Origin of the sequence: Bradyrhizobium sp. 192 (assembly GCF_023100965.1) — a bacterium.
GTDB classification, from domain to species: Bacteria; Pseudomonadota; Alphaproteobacteria; order Rhizobiales; family Xanthobacteraceae; genus Bradyrhizobium; species Bradyrhizobium symbiodeficiens.
Window position 1 is genome coordinate 6,808,089 of the sequence record NZ_CP064690.1, and the last position, 18,297, is coordinate 6,826,385.

Genomic DNA, 18,297 nt, shown 5'->3' on the forward strand with positions numbered 1-18,297 from the left:
CCGCGATCGGCAGCGGCGATGTCATCGCCTGAGGTCCGCGAGCCGGCGTTAAAGCCCCCGGATCATTCCTGCCTCGATCAGCAGCCTGTTCAGCCGCCGCGCTTCGGCGCCGTCCTTGCAGCTGTAGAAGACGCCCTTGCAGCGGAGCATGATCTGCTTCTGCTCGGCGAAGGACGGGTCGAGCGGGATGCCGGCGGCTTCCTGGATCACCAGCGGCAGATAGGGGCCGTCGATCGTGTCCATCACGGCCTCGCTTCTGACCGGCTCGAAATTGACGGCGTCGATCGCATAATAGGTTGCGTAAAGGCGTGGATCGTAGGCGTCGAGCTTCTTGCCGATGGCGCCCTCGTCGAGCCCGGGCTCGAGGATCGCAGGCGCAAACTCGGGCTGATGATCGCCATAGCGCACGATCAGGAAGGGCTCGCCCGGAAAGTTCTTTTTCAGACCGGCGACGAACGCCTTGTACTGCTCGGCGCTCATCGCCTGACGACGCAGATATTCGTCGATCGACGCAACGTTACCAGGCGCGCGCCAGTTCGGCAGCAGGTCGGGACGGAAGCGCGTCTCCCAGGGGAAATGATTGGCGCCGAGATAGATGAAGGTGAACAGCGGCTTGTTGGGCGGCTGCTGACCCATCAACTGGAGCGCCTTGTCGTAGAAGAAGCCGTCGGGCTCGACGTCCTTGGCGTGGAGATCCTTGGAGTCGAAAAAGCGTTCGATGCCCGTCGTCATCTGGAAGCTGCGGGCGGCCATGAAGCCGCCATTGGCGGGATACAGCGACATCGTGTCGTAGCCGCAGCGACGCAGCGCCAGCGGCAGCCCGCGCTCGACGCGGTTCGAGGCGATGCGCGTCACGAAATAGGCGAAGCGGCCGAACGAGCGCGAGGAGAGGCCTGTGAGCACGTTGTATTCGGTGAACCAGCTCGGCCCGCCATTGCTCTCGGCCAGGAAGGTGCGCTGCCTGCCGTCCCAGGATTTGAAGTGGCTGCCATAGCCCTGCGGCACCTTGATGCCCTGGGCGGCGCGGATGTCGAAGCTCGATTCATCATGGATCATGACGATGTTCGGCCGGCGTCCGGCAGGATGGCAGGAATCGACCAGCGGCACGTTGAGCCGTTCGTCGGTCGCAGCGGCCGATTCCATGAAGCCGTATTGCACGAAGTCCGAGACCGAGCTGACGCCGGAGCGGAAGAACTTCGACAGATAGCCGTCGTCGTAATAGCCGCGCCAGGCCTCGTCCGGATGATAGAGCGAATAGCCGACCAGCGCGGCGAGGCAGGCCAGCTTGCAGGCGAGCGCCGGCAGGCGGCGGATGCGGAACGGATCGAGCCACCACAGCGCATACATCAGCGGCAGCGTGACGAGCCCGGCCAGGATCACCGACCAGCGCAAGTTCGGGAAGATCGTGAACAGGAATGCGACGGTGTCGCGGTCGATCATCATCAGGTCGATGAAGTTGACCGTCATCTGGACGACGTCGTGCTTGAGCCGCGACAGCAGCACCAACACCACGACCAGGGTCAGCGACAGCGCGCCTGACAGCGCCGGCCGGCGCAGCAGCGTGATCCAGAAGAAATTCAGGATGCCCCAGGCCAGCGCAAAGGAGAAGCGCGAGCCGAAATCGGTCTCGGTCTCGTACATCAGCGCGAGCGCGGCCAGATGCGGCGCGGCAACCGCGAGCAGCCGCCAGATACCGAGCGCGGCGACGCTCGCCAGCACGGCGGTGGCGGCAGAAGGACCTGGATTGGGCGCGGACGCCATCGACGACACGCAACAGCTGGTCCGGCGCAATGATACCTAGCCGTCTGGCCGGCCCAAGAGAGAATAAGGGCAGCTAGGGCATCCGGCGCAGCCGGAAGGCCTGCACCGTGTCATAAAACTGTAACGGAACGGTCAAGGACAGGCAATGCAGGCCGTGATCCGACCTTCGCTTAATGCTTCGCGGGCGGCGATGGGCCGCAGGCAAGACAGGCAGCATCGCAGGACTGGCCCGGGGCGAACTGAACGTCAGTCACCCCTGCGGCAGGAATCCCAGCCGCTTGGCGATGATGCGATCGACCGTCCGTTTCGGCAGTACGGCGCCGATCAGATGCCGCAGCGGGTCCGGCGTGATCTGGTAGCGCACCTTGGGGCTCGCCGCCGTCAGCGCCTCGAACACGATCTCGGCGATCCGCTCGGCCGGCAGGCCCTTCGCCCCGAGGTCCATCATGAAGGCCATGACCTTGTTCAGCGCCGGCAGATAGGGCGAGTTCTGGTAGACGGAGAGGTCGATCTGTTCGGCCTTGCTCCAGATCGGCGTCTTCACCGCGCCGGGGGCGACGATGATGACGTCGATGCCGAACAGCATCAATTCGCGGCGCAGGCTTTCGGATAGGCCTTCGATGGCGTGCTTGGAGGTGCAGTACGGCGCCGACAGCGGATTGCCGTTCTTGCCGGCGACCGAGCTGATCATCACGATCCGCCCCTTCGACCCCTTCAGCGACGGGTCGGCCCCGAGCAGCGGCCCGAACGCCTGCGTCGCGATGACAGGGCCGATGACGTTGATGTCCATCTGGCGACGGAAATCATCCGCGGACAATTCGAGCACGGGACCCGCGACCGCGACGCCCGCGTTGTTGACGAGGCCCGCCAGCGTCTCGCCATTCAGCGCCTCACGCACGTCCCGCGCAGCCGCGAGGACCGCGGCTTCGTCGGTGACGTCGAACAGCAATGGCGTGAAGTCGGCGCCGAACTCGGCCTTGAGCCGCTCGGCATCGGCCTGCTTGCGAACGCTGCCGAACACGCGATAACCGCGCCCGATCAGGAATTTTGCAGTAGCCCAGCCGATGCCCGTGGACGCACCGGTGACGACGACAGATCGCATGGTCTTCCCCCCCCTGGAGTTCCCGCGATCATGCCTCGGATTTTTGCCCGTGTCCCGGACAAGCGCAACGAAGTGGAGCGCAAAGCAGGGACCCAGGAGCAGCATCGGCCCTCGGATCAGCAGCGCATCACACCCGACGATGCTTTGCATCGCCGGGCGCTGCGCTGCGTCCGGGGCAAAACGACTTAGTTCTTGCTCTTGTCGACCAGCGCGCCCTTCTTGATCCAGGGCATCATGTCGCGGAGTTTCGCGCCGACTTCCTCGATCGGGTGCTGGGCGAGCTTGGCGCGGGTCGCCTTGAACGAGGTCTGGTTGACCTTGTTCTCGAGCATCCAGTCGCGGGCGAACTTGCCGCCCTGGATGTCGGCGAGAACGCGCTTCATCTCGGCCTTGGTCTCGGCGGTGACGATGCGCGGACCGGTGACGTACTCGCCGTACTCGGCGGTGTTGGAGATCGAGTAGTTCATGTTGGCGATGCCGCCTTCATAGATCAGGTCGACGATCAGCTTCACTTCGTGGAGGCACTCGAAATAGGCCATCTCCGGCGCGTAGCCGGCTTCGACCAGGGTCTCGTAGCCGCCCTTGATGAGCTCGACCAGGCCGCCGCAGAGCACCACCTGCTCGCCGAACAGGTCGGTCTCGCACTCTTCCTTGAAGGTGGTCTCGATGATGCCGGCGCGGCCGCCGCCGACGGCGGAGGCGTAGGACAGGCCGAGGTCATGGGCGTTGCCCGAGACGTCCTTGGCGATCGCGATCAGGCAGGGCACGCCGCCACCGCGCTGATACTCGGAGCGCACGGTGTGGCCGGGGCCCTTCGGCGCGATCATGAGCACGTCGAGGTCGGCGCGCGGGTCGAGCAGGTTGAAGTGGACGTTGAGGCCGTGCGCGAACACGAGGGCGGCGCCCTTCTTCATGTTGTCGTGCAGGTGCTCGCGATAGATGTCGCCCTGGAGTTCGTCCGGGGTCAGCATCATGACGAGGTCGGCCCATTTGGCGGCTTCGGCGACTTCCATCACCTTGAAGCCGGCGGCTTCCGCCTTCTTGACCGAGCCCGAATCCTTGCGCAGCGCGATGGCGACGTCCTTGACGCCGGAATCCTTCAGGTTGAGCGCATGGGCGTGGCCCTGGCTGCCATAGCCCACGATGGCGACCTTCTTGCCCTTGATCAGGTTCAGGTCGGCGTCGCGATCGTAATAAACACGCATGGGTTGTTTCCTCGTTAGGGGCCAGTATCGGCCGTTGGTCAGGTCCGACTGCTCAAGTCTTGGACGGTGAAATTTGCGGATTTCGGGGGCTGTCTAGAGCATTTTCGCTCCCCTGGGAAACCCGTTTCTGCATGGAAATCCGCGACATCATGCATCCATGAAAACGGGGTAGAGAGAGGCCAGCAGCAGCATCGCCATCAGGATATTGAAGGCGCGGACCAGCCGCTCCGAGGTCAGGACCGGTCGCAACGCCGAGCCGAACAGGGCCCAGACCACGGTCGAGACGGTGCCGACGAGCAGGCTGATCAGGGTCTGGATCGCGATGTTGAGCGGGAATTGGGCGATCGCCGCATAGGCGGTGATAGTGCCGATCACGATCACCCAGCCTTTGGCATTGATCCATTGGAACATCGCCGCGCCCCAGAAGGTCATCGGGCCGCGGCCATCCCCCTCCCCTGGCCTGGTCGGGCCGGACATGGCGATCGCGGCGGCAAGATAGATCAGGTAGGCGGCACCGGCGTATTTCAGGATGGTCTGGAGGATCGGATAGGTCAGGAATACCGAGCCGAGCCCAAGGCCGACGGCGGCGACCATGAAGGCGAAGCCGAGGACGATGCCGACGATGTGGGGGATGGTGCGCCGGAAGCCGTAAGTCAGGCTGGAGGACAGCAGCATGATGTTGTTCGGCCCCGGCGTGAAGTACATCACGACCATGAAGACGAGGAAGGCATAGAACAACGAATAGGTCATCGCCACCTCACGCCGCCTTCGGCAGGATCTGCGGGCGCTTCACCAGCACCATCACTGCGATACCGCCGATCACCGTCAGCATGCCGGCCAGGCGCAACGGCCCGAACCGCTCGCCGAACACGATGCTGGAGGCGGCCGAGCCGACGAACGGCACCAGCAACGCGAACGGCACCACTTGAGCTGCCGGGTAATCACGCAGCAGCCGGCCCCACAGCCAATAGGCGATGCTGGTGGAGATGGCGCCGATCACCAGCAGGCAGATCAAGCCGGTCAGCGACATGTGGATCAGCGACTGGAAGGTCGGCATTGGCCCGTTGACGACCAGCGCAAGCGCAAACAGCGGCACCGCGGCGGTGAGGCAGAGCCAGGCAAACAGATCGAACATCGGCGCGCCGCGGGCGCCGCGCAGCAGGAGATTGCCGACGGCAAAGCAGATCGGAGCGATCATCAGCACCGCAAATGCAGCGACACTGAAATCATAACCGACCGTGCCGCAGATCATGAGCAGGCCGATCGCAGCGATGCCGATGCCGAGCGTCTGGACCGGCGTCGGCCGTTCGCCGAAGGCGATCGCGGCAAGTCCGATGGTGAACAGCGCTTGGCTCTGCACCACGACGCTGGTCAGCCCCACCGGCACGCCATGGGCGATACCGTAGGCCTGGCTGAGGAATTGACCGAGGAACAACGTGAAGCTGATCGCGATCAGACGCGACCATGCGACCTTGGGCTTGGGAATGAACAGGCACGGCAACGCGGCGATGGAAAAGCGCATCGCGGTCATCAGCTCCGGCGAAAGCTCGTCGAGCGCGATCCGGCTCGCCACGAAGGCAAGCCCCCAGATGATCGCCACCAGGATGGCGATGAGGATATCGGCCGGCTTCATTGTTGTTCTCGGTTCTGCCCTGTCGTGCAGCCCTGTTGTTGTCGTCTAGCCTTGCTCGCCGGCTCTTGGTTTGCGCAGCAGATACGTGCCGTGCATCGGTGCGTGGTAATCGGCCGAGACCAGCGTGAAGCCGATGTCGGTCAGCATCCGCTCCATCACCCAGCCGAAGGTGGAATATTCGTCGCGCATGTGCGTGACGACGCTGTCGCGCGGAAAATCGTGGTTCTTGATCTGGAAGTCGGCCCATTGCTCGACGTCGCGCTCGATGGCGTCGGGCATCGCGGCGTAGACGAGGTCGCGCAGATAGAACGTCGCTCCGGGCTTGAGCGCGCGGAAAATTCGCGACATCGCCACCGCCTTCCAGAAATCCGGCAGATGGTGCAGCGTGAACTCGCTGACGATCAGGTCGTAGGATTCCGGCCGGTAGGCGAAGCTGAGCAGGCCGGCTGACTGGGTTGCGACCTTCGCCTTGCGGTCGCGCGCGTAAATTTCGGCGAGCGCCAGCATTGCCGGCGATATGTCGATGGCATCGACCTCGGCACCCATCAGCGCCGCTTCGGTCGCCAGCACGCCGTTGCCGCAGCCGATGTCGGCGATGCGCCAGCCGCGCTGGACTCCCAACATTTTCAGTGCGGCGCGCGCCCGCAGATCGGCATCGTCATGGGCGTCGTAGATCGAGGCCACAGCGGGCTCGATCCCCATCCGGTTCCGCTCGTTATAATACCAGTCGCGCGCCAGCATGGTTCACATTCCTTCAGGCCCGCGGCCGATCGCGGCAACGCCGGTGCGCGAAACCTCGACGAGGCCGAGCGGACGCATCAGGTCGATATATTGATTGATCTTGTCCGTGTTGCCTGTGATCTCGAACACAAAGCTCTCGGTGGTGGCGTCGATCACGCGGGCGCGGAAGGCATCCGCGAGCCTGAGCGCCTCGACCCGATGCTCGCCCTGCCCGCGCACCTTCACCATCGCGAGCTCGCGCTCGATCGAGCGCCGGGTCTGGGTCATGTCGACGACCTGGTAGACCGGGATCATGCGGTCGAGCTGGTTCTTGATCTGCGCGATCACCATCGGCGTACCGGTGGTGACGATGGTGATCCGCGACAGGTGCTTCTGGGCCTCGGTCTCCGAGACCGTGAGGCTCTCGATGTTGTAGCCGCGGCCCGAGAACAGGCCGATGACGCGCGCGAGCACGCCGGGCTCGTTCTGCACGAGCACGGCAAGCGTGTGCGTCTCATTGGGATCGTGGCGCTCTTCGATGAAGTAGGCGGATGCGGGCTGGTTCATTGTCGTCCCCTCAAATGTCTTCGTCACACCAGCGCCTTGCCGCCGGCAAACGCCTTGGCGGTGGCCTCGTCGTTGGCCTGCTCCGGCAACAGCATCTCGTTGTGCGCCTTGCCGGACGGGATCATCGGGAAGCAGTTTTCCAGTGACGCGACGCGGCAGTCGAACAGCACCGGGCGCTTGACCGAGATCATCTCCTGGATGGCACCGTCGAGATCGCCGGGCTTGTGCACCTGGAAGCCGACGCCGCCATAGGCTTCCGCGAGCTTGACGAAGTCCGGCATCGCCTCCGAATAGGAATGCGACAGCCGGTTGCCGTGCAGCAGCTGCTGCCACTGCCGCACCATGCCCATGTACTGGTTGTTGAGGATGAAGATCTTGATCGGCAGTTCGTACTGAACCGCCGTCGACATCTCCTGCATCGTCATCTGCACCGAGGCATCGCCGGCGATGTCGATGACCAGGCTGTCGGGATGGGCCACCTGCACGCCGACCGCGGCCGGCAGGCCGTAACCCATGGTGCCGAGACCGCCCGAGGTCATCCAGCGATGCGGCTCCTCGAAGCCGTAGAACTGCGCCGCCCACATCTGGTGCTGGCCGACCTCGGTGGTGATGTAGGTGTCCCTGCCGCGCGTCGCCTCGAACAGGCTCTGGATCGCATGCTGCGGCAGGATGACGTCGTTGCTCTTCTTGAAATAGAGCGAGTTGCGGGCGCGCCACTGCGCGATCTGCTGCCACCACGCCTTGATGTCGGGCTTCTTCGCCTCCGCCTTGAACACCTGGAGGATGTCGCCGAGGATGTTGCCGCAATCGCCGATGATCGGCACGTCGACGCGGATGTTCTTGTTGATCGAGGACGGGTCGATGTCGATGTGGATCTTCTTCGAGCCCGGCGAGAACGCGTCGACCCGGCCGGTGATGCGGTCGTCGAAGCGCGCGCCGACGCACAGCATGACGTCGCAATCATGCATCGACATGTTGGCTTCGTAAGTGCCGTGCATGCCGAGCATGCCGAGCCAGTTCTTGCCCGACGCCGGATAGGCGCCGAGACCCATCAGCGTCGAGGTGATGGGAAAGCCCGTGACCTCGACCAGCTCGCGCAACAGTTTGGTCGCTTCGGGGCCGGAATTGATGACGCCGCCGCCGCTGTAGATCACGGGGCGCTTGGCATTGGCCAGCAACGCCACGGCCTTGCGGATCTGGGTCGCGTCGCCCTTCACGCGCGGCGCGTAGGAGCGATGCACGTCGGACTTGCGTGGCGGGTGATAGGTGCCGGTCGCGAACTGCACGTCCTTGGGCACGTCGACCAGCACCGGGCCCGGACGGCCCGTGGTCGCGACGTAGAAGGCCTCGTGCAGCACCTTGGCGAGATCGTTGACGTCGCGCACCAGCCAATTGTGCTTGGTGCAGGGACGCGTGATGCCGACCGTGTCGCATTCCTGGAAGGCGTCGTTGCCGATCAGATGCGTCGGCACCTGGCCGGAGATGCAGACCAGCGGGATCGAGTCCATCAGCGCGTCGGTGAGCGGCGTCACCATGTTGGTGGCGCCGGGGCCGGAGGTCACCAGGGCAACGCCGGGCTTGCCGGTGGAGCGCGCATAGCCTTCGGCCGCATGGCCCGCGCCCTGCTCGTGGCGGACCAGGATGTGCTGGACCTCGCTCTGTTGGAAGATCTCGTCATAGATCGGAAGCACCGCGCCGCCGGGATAGCCGAAAATGTCGGTCACGCCGTGATCGATGAGCGCGCGGACGATCATCGCGGCGCCGGTCATCTGGTTCGGATCGTGGCTCTTGTCGCTCATTGGCTTGCTCCGGATGCGCTGTTGTCAGCGGCTTCGTTCATGTCTGGTTCGGGAAATAAAAAAGGCCCCGAAGAGGGCCCATGCACACCGCCTGTCATGTGGATGGCAGCTAGCCACCCCCGGCGGTGTGCCTGGGTACGACGGCGATAAGGAGTTTGGTAATAATGTTGCGCATGACTGACGCTCGGCTTCCCAAAGGTTGCGCGAAACATAGCGGCCAAACCCTGGATGTCAAGGCGATGCGGCCGTTCTCGCGCGATTTTGGCAGTGTAGCGGTGTTCCCTGGGTTGGGCGAGAGGTAAATTCGGGAACCCGGACAGAATAACGTGTCAGCCGTGGTCTCTGGCCGTGCTCACAATGGCGGCGAGCCATCCCCGTGCCTCCCCGGACTTCACCCATTCGAACTCCGGCAATTGATGCCGGAACCATGTGAATTGCCGCTTGGCATAGTGGCGGGTGTCGGCGCGACCGATTCCTGCGGCGTCCTCCCGGCTGAGTTCACCGCGCAGATGGCGGATCAGGGCCGGCACGCCATGAGCCTTCATCGCCGGCAGCAGCGGATCGAGATGTCGGGCGGCGAGCCGCTCGACCTCCCTCAGCGCGCCGGCGTCCAGCATGGCGTCGAACCGGGCATCGATGCGGGCATAGAGTTCGTCCCGCTCGGGCGCGAGAAACACCGCGCGAAAACTGTGCTTCGGCAGCAGCGGCGGCTGGCCTTCCCTGTGCCAGTCGAGCAGCGAACGGCCGGTCGCCTCGACCACCTCGAGCGCGCGCGCGATCCGGGTGCGGTCACGCAGGTTCAATCGTCCGGCCGCACGGGGGTCGCGACGCGCCAGTTCCTCATGCAGCGCCTCCGCGCCGTTGCGTTCCAGCCGCGCGCGCACGTCCTCGCGCACCTCGGCAGGAATTGGCGGCACCACGGAGAGCCCCGCCGTCAGCGCCTTGAAATAGAGCCCGGTGCCGCCGACGAAGATCGGCAGACGGCCTTCCGCTTTCGCCTCGTCGAGCGCCTTTGCCGCGTCAGCCACCCAGGCGCCCGCCGAGAAGTTCACGGCCGCATCGACATGGCCGTAGAGACGGTGCGGCGCGCGCGCTTCCTCGCTTTGTGTGGGACGCGCCGTGATGACGCGGAGGTCACGATAGACCTGCATGGAGTCGGCATTGATGACGACCCCGCCCGTGCTGAGGGCAAGCTCCAGCGCCAGCGCCGACTTGCCGCTGGCGGTCGGGCCTGCGATAAGCACGGCCTCGCCAAGCTGCCTTCTGCCGACCTGTTCCTCGCTCACGAAAACCTCAAATGTCCCTCGTCGCCACGCTGATCTGCAACCCCGACAATCCCGCGCTCGATAGCACCATCGTCGATGGCGCCCGCGCCGTGCTGCCCCAGGCAGCACCCGCGCACTGGCTGTTCGATGGGGTTGCGGTCGACATTCCCTTCGGCGCCGACAGTAACCTCGAAGGCGACCGTCACGCCATCGAGCAGCGGCTCCGCGAGCTTCGCGGCGACCTCCCCGTCGACATCGTGGTGCAGCCTGTCGGCTTCAGGCGCAAGAAGCTTTTTCTCGCCGACATGGATTCCACCATGATCGGCCAGGAGTGCATCGACGAGCTCGCCGACCTCGTCGGGATGAAAGCCCACGTCGCAGGCATCACCGAACGCGCGATGCGCGGCGAGATCGAGTTCGAGCCGGCGCTGCGCGAGCGCGTGGCACTGCTGAAGGACCTGCCCGCCGGCGTGGTCGACGAAGTCCTGGCCAAGCGCATCACGCTGACCCCGGGCGGCCGCGAACTGGTCGCGACCATGCGCGCCCACGGCGCCTATACCTGCCTCGTCTCCGGCGGCTTCACGCTGTTCACGACCGCGGTCGCCGCCAGGATCGGTTTCCAGGAGAACCGCGCCAACGAGCTCGTCGTGCGCGACGGCAAGTTCACCGGCGAGGTGAAGGAGCCGATTTTGGGCCGCGCGGCAAAGCTCGCGACGCTGGTGGATTTGATGGAATCGTTCGATCTCGACGACATCGACTCGGTCGTGGTCGGCGATGGCGCCAATGATCTGGCGATGATCCAGGCGGCGGGACTTGGCGTTGCCTATCACGCCAAGCCGGCCGTGGCCGCTGCCGCCGCGGCGCGGATCGACCATGGCGATCTCACCGCGCTGCTCTATGCGCAGGGCTATCGGCGCGAGGAGTTCGTGGAGGGATAGTCTCTAGCTGCACACTCAGCTGCCGTAGGGTGGGCAAAGGCGCGTTAGCGCCGTGCCCACCTTTGTTGCAGCGATAGAAAGACGTGGGCACGCTTCGCTTTGCCCACCCTACAAGACCGTACCCGCGACTACTGCACGCTCAGCGCCACGAAGCGCAGCTCGCCGTCGGCGTTGGAGACCAGCAGCAGCACCGACTTCTTGCCGTCCTTCTTGAGCTGATCGACCCGCTTCTGGATGTCGGCGCCGCTCGACACCGCCTCCTGCGCGACCTCGACGATGACGTCGCCGGCGGAGAGGCGCTTTTCGGCGGCGTCGGAATTGGCGTCGACATTGGTGACGACCACGCCCTTGACGCTGTCCTTGATCTTGTAGCGGGTGCGCAGATCCTTGTTCAGCGCCGCAAGGTCGAGGCCCAGCGCCTTCTGCGTCACCGGCTTCTCGGGCGCGGGCTCGTCGGTCTTCACCGCGGCCTGCACCTTGTCGGGATCCTGGAGGCGGCCGAGCGTGACTTTCTTGGTTTCTTCCTTGCCCTTGCGGATGACGACGACGTCGACCTCCTTGCCGACCGCCGTGTCGGCGACGACGCGGGACAGGTCCTTCGGATCCTTGACGTCCTTGCCGTCGAACTTGACGACGACGTCGCCCGGCTCGATGCCGGCCGGCTTGGCGGGACCCTTGTCGTCGATGCCCGCAACCAGCGCACCGCGCGCCGGCTTGATGCTGAGGCTCTCGGCGATCTCGTCAGTGACGCTCTGGATCCGCACCCCCAGCCAGCCGCGGCGCAACTCGCCGAACTGACGGAGCTGGTCGACGACGCCCGCGACCGTCTTCGACGGCACGGCGAAGCCGATGCCGATCGAGCCGCCCGAGGGCGAGATGATCAGCGTGTTGACGCCGATGACGTCGCCATCGAGGTTGAACAGCGGGCCGCCGGAATTGCCGCGGTTGATGGAGGCGTCGGTCTGGATGTAGCTGTCATAGGGACCCGAGGAGATGTCGCGGTTCTTGGCCGAGACGATGCCGGCCGTCACCGTGCCGCCCAGGCTGAACGGGTTGCCGATCGCGACCACCCAGTCGCCGAGACGCAGCTTGTCGCTATCGCCGAACTTCACCGCGATCAGCGGCTTGGTCGGCTTGAACTTCAGCACCGCAAGATCGGTCTTCTTGTCGACTCCGACCAGCTCGGCCTTGATCTTGGTGCCGTCGTTGAGGATGACGTTGATCTCGTCGGCGTCCGCGATGACGTGGTTGTTGGTAACGACGATGCCCGACGCGTCGATGATGAAGCCGCTTCCGAGCGAGTTGGTCTTGCGCGGCGCCGGGCTGTTTTCACCGCCCTTGCCGCCGCCGGGGCCCTTGCGGTTCTTGAAGAAGTCGTCGAAGAACTCCTCGAAGGGCGAGCCGGGCGGCAATTGCGGCATGGCGTTGCCGCCGCCGCCCTTGGCCTCGACGGTCTGCGAGGTCGAGATGTTGACGACCGCGTCGATCACCTTCTCGGCGACGTCGGCGATACCCTCCGGTCCGCGCGCATAGGCCGGCGTGCCGAGCGCGCTGAAAGCAGCGACGGCGAGCGCGGCCAGCCCAATTCGCACACCAAGTCGCGAGCGGGACGGAGCAAGGGCGGCAGCGGTCATTGTGATCTCCAGAGAGAGGGATTTGGCGCCAGACTGCGCTTGACGGGGAGACGGCGCAAGCGCGGAGCTTAGCGGGCCTCAGGACCCCTATAATACGGCGAAAACCGGTCTTTCGCCTTCACTTTGGCGTTGGCGAGACGCCTAAATGGGGCGTCGCATCACCCAGATCAGGACCAGGCCGGCGACGGCCGAACCGATCCCGACGGCGCGCAGGATGTTGTCCGGCGTGGCGATGGCGCTCTTCATGGCCTTGCGCATCCAGTTGGGACTGGCCGCGAACATCAAGCCTTCCAGCACGAACAGGATGCCCAAACCGATGAGGAAATCGGTGAACGCAATGGACCTCATCGGATCGGAACCTCCCGGTATGTTGTTGTTGTCTGGACGAAGGGCGGCGATATCCGCCGCCCTGTGTCTGGCTTACGGCTTCGCCGGCGTCTCGGTCGCCATCTTGCCGGACGGGTTACTGAAGTACCGGAAGAAATCCGAGTCCGGCCGCAGCAGGAAGCGGGTGTCGTTCGCCTTCAGCCCATTCTCGTAGGCCGTCATCGACCGGTAGAAGGCGAAGAAGTCGGCATCCTTGCTGTAAGCTTCGGCGAACAGGCGGTTGCGCTCGGCATCGCCCGCACCCCGGGTCTGCTCGGCCTGCGAATTCGCCTCGGCAACGATGACAGTTGCCTCACGATCGGCCTTGGACTTGATCTCCTGGGCCTTCTGGCCGCCCTCGGCGCGGAACTCGGCGGCTTCGCGCTCACGCTCGGTCTTCATGCGCTGGTAGACCGCCTGGCTGTTCTGCTCCGGCAGGTCGGCGCGGCGGATCCGGACGTCGACGACCTGAATGCCGTAGCCGCCGGCCTCGCGGTCGAGCTGGTCGCGGATGCGCTGCATCAGCTTCTCGCGGTCGTCGCGCACCACGTTGATGAAGGTGACCTCGCCGAGCACGCGGCGCAGCGCCGCGTTCAGAAGCGTGGTGAGCTGGATGTTGGCGGCCTGGATCGAGCCGATGCTCTGATAGAAGCGCAGCGCGTCCTTGATGCGGTAGCGTGCGAAAGCGTCGACAACGAGCCGCTTCTGGTCGGAAGCGATCGCTTCCTGCGACGGGTTCTCGAGATCGAGGATCCGCTTGTCGATGTTGATCACCGAGTTCCACGGCGCCTTGAAATGCAGGCCGGGATCGGTGACGACGTCGACGGGCCGGCCGAATTGCAGCACGATGGTCTGCTCGGTCTGCTGCACCGTGAACAACGACATGTAGCCGACGATCACGACGAGCAGGAGGGCGAGCAGCGTGACGATACCTGTGACCGGAGACCTCATCGGGTGCCTCCGCTCGAGGGCTGACCGGCGGTAGGCGGCCGCTTGGCCGTCAGCTCACTGAGCGGCAGATAGGGCACGACGCCCTGGCCGGACTGGCCGCCGTCATAAATGAGCTTTTCAGAGCCGCCGAGCACGCGCTCCATCGTCTCCAGATAGATTCGTTCACGCGTCACGTCGGGCGCCTTCTTGTATTCCTCGTAAACCTTCAGGAAGCGAGCGCTCTGGCCCTTGGCCTCGGCGACCGCCTGCTCCTTGTAGCCTTCGGCGGCCTGCAGAATCTGCGCCGAGCGGCCGCGCGCCTGCGGCACCACCTGGTTGGCGTAAGTCTGCGCCTCGTTCTGCAGCTGCTCGAGATTGGCGCGCGCGGCCTGGACGTCGCGGAAGGCGTCAATCACCTGCGCCGGCGGGTCGACCTTCTGCATCTGCACCTGGCTGATCTGAATGCCGGCACCGTAGGTGTCCAGAGTCTTCTGGATCAGCTCCTGCACGCCCTGTTCGGTGACGTTGCGCGCACCGGTCAGGATCGGCTGGATCTGGGAGCGGCCGATCACCTCGCGCATGGCGCTCTCGGCGACCGCCTTCACGGTGCCCTCGGGATTCTGGATGTTGAAGAGGAAGTCGCCGACACCGTCCGGCTTGATGCGCCAAAGCACGGTGAAATCGACGTCGACGATGTTCTCGTCACCGGTCAGCATCAGACTCTCTTCGGGCACGTCCCGAACAGAACGGCCGCGCCGCGCCGGGTCATCGATCAGCGTCATGCCGATCGAGAGGGTGTTGACGCGCAGCGCCTTCGGCAGCAGCACGGTCTCGATCGGATAGGGCAGATGATAGTTCAGGCCTGGCTGCACGGTGCGAACGTGCTTGCCGAAGCGCAGCACGACGCCGAGCTCTTCGGACTGCACGCGGAAGAAGCCGGACAACAACCAGAACGCGGCGATCAGCAGCACGACCAGCGTGATGCCTATGCCGGAGAAGTAGCCTCCCGGCATGATCTGCTGGAGGCGGTCCTGGCCGCGCCGCAGAAGGTCTTCCAGATCCGGCGGCCTCGGCCCGACTGGTTGCGGGCCTGAGCCCCATGGTCCCTTCGGACCCGAGCCCCATGGGCCACCGCCCTGATTCTTCCACGGCATTCGACGCTCTCCTCGGCAGGGTGGAATTGCCCCCGCCCGCTTTGTCCGGTCCGGCTTTATAGGGGACAGGCCAGTCCCTTACAACGCAGCGGTGACCGTCTTCCGAGCTATGCTCGGGCGCGAAAAAGTCAATGTAAACATTGAAGAAAGCGGTTAATGGCCGCGCCGCCGACGATATGTCACATAGGAGTATTCGGCGCTGTCCTCGCCTCCGGCAGGATGGCGGACGCGTGCGACCTCATCCCATTCCGCCTTGTTGATGTCGAAATGCGTGTCGCCGTCGGGCCGCGCATGCACTTCGGTGATTTCGAGGCGATCGGCGCGATCGAGCCATTGCCGAAAGATCTCGGCGCCGCCGATCACGGCGATCTCAGTGGCCGAACGCCGCAGGACATCGCCGCGCGCAACCGCGTCCGCATCTGCGGCGGACGTCGTGACGAGGGCGCCCTTGGCACGATAAGCCGCATCACGCGTGATCACGATGTTGGTGCGGCCCGGCAGGGGACGGCGGGGCAGGGATTCGAAGGTCTTGCGGCCCATGATCACGGGCTTGCCGATGGTCAGCGTCTTGAAGCGCGCCATGTCGGATTTCAATCGCCACGGCATCGCATTGCCCGCGCCGATGACGCCGTTCTCCGCGATCGCAACGACGAAGACGATCTCCATCAGGGCACACTCCCGGCAAGCCGCGTCAGCGCCGGCCCGGTGACGCGGCACAGCGTCCAGTCGTCCATCATGACCGCGCCGAGCGACTTGTAGAACGCGATCGACGGCGCGTTCCAGTCGAGCACCGCCCATTGCAGGCGGGACCAGCCGTTGTCGACGCATTCCTTGGCGAGATAGGCCAGCAGCGCCTTGCCGAGGCCCCTGCCCCGATGCGACGGCCGCACGTAGAGATCTTCGAGATAGATGCCATGGCGGCCGCTGAAGGTGGAGAAATTCGCAAACCACACCGCGAAACCGACCGACTCGCCGTTCCACTCGGCGATCGCACAATAGAGCTGCGCCCTCTCACCGAACAGCGCCTCGGCGATGTCAGCCTCGGTCGCCTCCACCTCGTGCGAGAGTTTTTCGTATTCGGCGAGCTCGCGGATGAAAGCAAGAACGAGCCCGGCTTCGCCCGGGCGCACACGGCGGATGTTGAGCGACATCGGCGCTAGACTGCGACTTCCGCCTTGATGTGCGGATGAGGGTCGTAGCCGACAAGTTCGAAATCCTCAAAGCGGAAGGAGAAGATGTCCTTCACCTCGGGATTGATCCGCATCACCGGCAACGGACGCGGGGCACGTGTCAGTTGAAGCCGCGCCTGCTCCAGATGGTTGGAATAAAGGTGCGTGTCGCCGAACGAATGCACGAAGTCGCCGGGCTTCAGGCCGGTGACCTGAGCCACCATCATGGTCAGCAGCGCGTAGGAGGCGATGTTGAAGGGCACTCCGAGGAAGACGTCGGCCGAGCGCTGATAGAGCTGGCACGACAGCTTGCCGTTGGCGACATAGAACTGGAACAGCAGATGGCAGGGCGGCAGCGCCATCTTGTCGACGTCGGCCGGATTCCAGGCGGTGACGATCAGCCGGCGCGAATCCGGGGTGCGCTTGATCATGTCGATGACCTTGGCGATCTGGTCGATGCTGCCGCCATCAGGCGTTGGCCAGGAGCGCCACTGATGCCCGTAAACCGGGCCAAGGTCGCCATTGGCGTCGGCCCACTCGTCCCAGATGGTGACGCCGTTGTCGCGCAGATATTTGATGTTGGTGTCGCCCTTCAGGAACCACAACAGCTCGTGGATGATCGCCTTCAGCGGCAGCCGCTTGGTCGTCAGCATCGGGAAGCCGGCCGACAGATTGAAGCGCATCTGATGGCCGAACACCGAGAGCGTGCCGGTGCCGGTCCGATCGGTCTTCTCGGCGCCGTCTGAAAGAATCCGCTCGAGCAGGTCCTGATACTGGTGCATGTGCGACTAAGCCTTTGGGGAGGCGGCGAACTTAACGGCGCCCCCTGCGGTACGACAGCAGCGATTCGCCGCCTGCACCGATTATACCCGGAAAAATGAGCATCCCGGCGCAAACGACAAGGGGCGGAACTTGCGTCCCGCCCCTCACCTATCGACTTGAAAGTGCTGGCTAAGTTGCCGGCTTGAGCACAGGGGTCCACTTCGCGATCTCGTTCTTGACGAGGGCCGCCAGAGCCTCCGGCGTCCGCTCAGCAGGGCCCGGGACGACGCTGCCGAGCTCGAGCAGGCGCCTCTTCACGGTCTCGTCGTCGAGCGCCTTGCTGGCCGCAGCGTTCAGGCTGGCCAGGATCGCCGGCGAAGTTCCCTTGGGCGCGAACATCGCGTTCCAGGCCTGGGCCTGGAATTTCGGCAGGCCCGCTTCCGCCGTGGTCGGCACGTTCGGCAGCGACGGATTGCGCTCCGGCGTTGCGATCGCATAGGCCTTGATGGTGCCGGCATTGATCTGCGGCACGGCGTTGACGATCTGGTCGCACATGTAATCGACCTGCCCCGCCACCAGCGCGTTCATCGCGGGTCCCGTGCCGTTGAAGGGCACGCCGACCGGCTTGATGTCGAGGATCGAGTGCAGGAGCTCGCAGGAGACGTGCGAGACCGAGCCGACGCCGGCATGGGCAGCGTTCACCTTCTCGGCGTTGGCCTTCACATAGGCCACGAACTCCTTCAAATCCTTCGGCGGAAAGTCCTTGCGCGCGAGGATCAGGATCGGGGTGCCCGCGAGCAGCGCGATCGGCTCGAAGTCCTTTTCGGGATGATAGGCGAGCTTGGGATAGAGCGGCACCGATGCGGCATGCGTGCCCATATGCCCGGTGATCAGCGTGTAGCCGTCATTGGCCGCGCGCGCGGCGCGCGAGGTGGCGGTCGTGCCGCCGGCGCCGACCACGTTCTCGATGATGATGCTCTGGCCCAGCGTCTGCGCCATATGCCCGGTGACGATGCGCGAGATCACGTCGGTCGGTCCGCCGGCCGCAAACGGCACGATCATGGTGATGCTGCGGGTCGGATAGGTCTGCGCCCCTGCCGGTGCGACAAAAGCGGATAGCGACGCAAGCGCTGCGGCACAGGCGCCCGTGAGCGCGCGAATGAAGGTCATGTCGATCCCCGTATCGGTCCCTTGGACACAAACAATTGGATACCAAGCAAAATGCCGGCCCAAAGGCCGGCATTTTCATTTCACGAAGCCGTAACACAAGTCGATCCGACTTCCGCATGCGG

At 64.7% G+C, this 18,297-nt stretch carries 18 protein-coding genes; 1 reads left to right on the top strand and 17 read right to left on the bottom strand.

Features of this window, described 5'->3' with window-relative positions; translation table 11 throughout:
- Positions 1-48: 48 nt before the first annotated feature.
- The 9 genes from IVB24_RS31880 to miaA all read right to left on the bottom strand — a co-directional run bounded on the left by IVB24_RS31880 (position 49) and on the right by miaA (position 10,073).
- Positions 49-1,761 carry a sulfatase-like hydrolase/transferase gene (locus IVB24_RS31880; protein ID WP_247770379.1) on the bottom strand — a complete coding sequence of 571 codons (1,713 nt, stop codon included), beginning with the start codon at positions 1,759-1,761 and terminating at the stop codon, positions 49-51.
- A gap of 250 nt (positions 1,762-2,011) precedes the next feature.
- Complete coding sequence (locus tag IVB24_RS31885; protein ID WP_247770380.1) at positions 2,012-2,863, bottom strand: SDR family oxidoreductase; 852 nt, start codon at positions 2,861-2,863, stop codon at positions 2,012-2,014.
- Positions 2,864-3,048: 185 nt separating this feature from the next.
- Entirely contained in the window at positions 3,049-4,068 is a 1,020-nt protein-coding gene (ilvC, locus tag IVB24_RS31890) for a ketol-acid reductoisomerase (RefSeq protein ID WP_028145443.1), read from the bottom strand.
- Between the two features lie 147 nt (positions 4,069-4,215).
- The gene (locus IVB24_RS31895) at positions 4,216-4,818 is read right to left on the bottom strand and encodes a LysE family translocator (RefSeq protein ID WP_162406714.1); all 603 of its coding nucleotides are present in this window, start codon (positions 4,816-4,818) and stop codon (positions 4,216-4,218) included.
- A gap of 7 nt (positions 4,819-4,825) precedes the next feature.
- Entirely contained in the window at positions 4,826-5,701 is an 876-nt protein-coding gene (locus tag IVB24_RS31900) for an EamA family transporter (RefSeq protein ID WP_247770381.1), read from the bottom strand.
- Positions 5,702-5,746: 45 nt separating this feature from the next.
- Positions 5,747-6,442 (bottom strand): class I SAM-dependent methyltransferase, encoded by a 696-nt coding sequence (locus tag IVB24_RS31905; protein ID WP_247770382.1) that lies wholly within the window; start codon positions 6,440-6,442, stop codon positions 5,747-5,749.
- A gap of 3 nt (positions 6,443-6,445) precedes the next feature.
- Entirely contained in the window at positions 6,446-6,988 is a 543-nt protein-coding gene (gene ilvN, locus IVB24_RS31910) for an acetolactate synthase small subunit (protein ID WP_028145447.1), read from the bottom strand.
- A 23-nt stretch (positions 6,989-7,011) separates the two neighbouring features.
- Positions 7,012-8,787, bottom strand: a complete 1,776-nt coding sequence (locus IVB24_RS31915; RefSeq protein ID WP_094977427.1) for an acetolactate synthase 3 large subunit — start codon at positions 8,785-8,787, stop codon at positions 7,012-7,014.
- A gap of 329 nt (positions 8,788-9,116) precedes the next feature.
- Positions 9,117-10,073 carry a tRNA (adenosine(37)-N6)-dimethylallyltransferase MiaA gene (gene miaA / locus IVB24_RS31920; protein ID WP_247770383.1) on the bottom strand — a complete coding sequence of 319 codons (957 nt, stop codon included), beginning with the start codon at positions 10,071-10,073 and terminating at the stop codon, positions 9,117-9,119.
- A gap of 11 nt (positions 10,074-10,084) precedes the next feature.
- Here miaA and serB point away from each other — a divergent pair, with 11 nt between their 5' ends.
- Positions 10,085-10,990: a phosphoserine phosphatase SerB gene (serB, locus tag IVB24_RS31925; RefSeq protein WP_166468437.1), complete on the top strand. Its 906-nt coding sequence runs from the start codon at positions 10,085-10,087 to the stop codon at positions 10,988-10,990.
- 128 nt (positions 10,991-11,118) lie between these two features.
- On the opposite strand, the gene IVB24_RS31930 is transcribed toward serB, so the two are convergent.
- The 8 genes from IVB24_RS31930 to IVB24_RS31965 form a co-directional block, all read right to left on the bottom strand.
- Positions 11,119-12,624 carry a Do family serine endopeptidase gene (locus IVB24_RS31930; protein ID WP_247770384.1) on the bottom strand — a complete coding sequence of 502 codons (1,506 nt, stop codon included), beginning with the start codon at positions 12,622-12,624 and terminating at the stop codon, positions 11,119-11,121.
- Positions 12,625-12,765: 141 nt separating this feature from the next.
- Complete coding sequence (locus IVB24_RS31935) at positions 12,766-12,972, bottom strand: DUF2065 domain-containing protein (protein WP_094893965.1); 207 nt, start codon at positions 12,970-12,972, stop codon at positions 12,766-12,768.
- 72 nt (positions 12,973-13,044) lie between these two features.
- Entirely contained in the window at positions 13,045-13,941 is an 897-nt protein-coding gene (locus IVB24_RS31940; protein ID WP_247770385.1) for a protease modulator HflC, read from the bottom strand.
- A complete protein-coding gene (gene hflK, locus IVB24_RS31945; protein WP_247770386.1) occupies positions 13,938-15,074 on the bottom strand; it encodes an FtsH protease activity modulator HflK in 1,137 nt (378 codons plus the stop codon). The genes IVB24_RS31940 and hflK overlap by 4 nt, the downstream gene beginning before the upstream one ends.
- Positions 15,075-15,227: 153 nt before the next feature.
- Positions 15,228-15,740: a dihydrofolate reductase gene (locus IVB24_RS31950; RefSeq protein ID WP_247770387.1), complete on the bottom strand. Its 513-nt coding sequence runs from the start codon at positions 15,738-15,740 to the stop codon at positions 15,228-15,230.
- Positions 15,740-16,225 (bottom strand): GNAT family N-acetyltransferase, encoded by a 486-nt coding sequence (locus IVB24_RS31955; RefSeq protein WP_247770388.1) that lies wholly within the window; start codon positions 16,223-16,225, stop codon positions 15,740-15,742. Before IVB24_RS31955 ends, IVB24_RS31950 begins: the two co-directional genes overlap by 1 nt.
- 5 nt (positions 16,226-16,230) lie before the next feature.
- Positions 16,231-17,025, bottom strand: coding sequence for a thymidylate synthase (locus IVB24_RS31960; RefSeq protein ID WP_094977419.1), 795 nt, complete (start codon positions 17,023-17,025; stop codon positions 16,231-16,233).
- 169 nt (positions 17,026-17,194) lie between these two features.
- Positions 17,195-18,175, bottom strand: a complete 981-nt coding sequence (locus IVB24_RS31965; RefSeq protein WP_247770389.1) for a tripartite tricarboxylate transporter substrate binding protein BugD — start codon at positions 18,173-18,175, stop codon at positions 17,195-17,197.
- Positions 18,176-18,297: the final 122 nt, after the last annotated feature.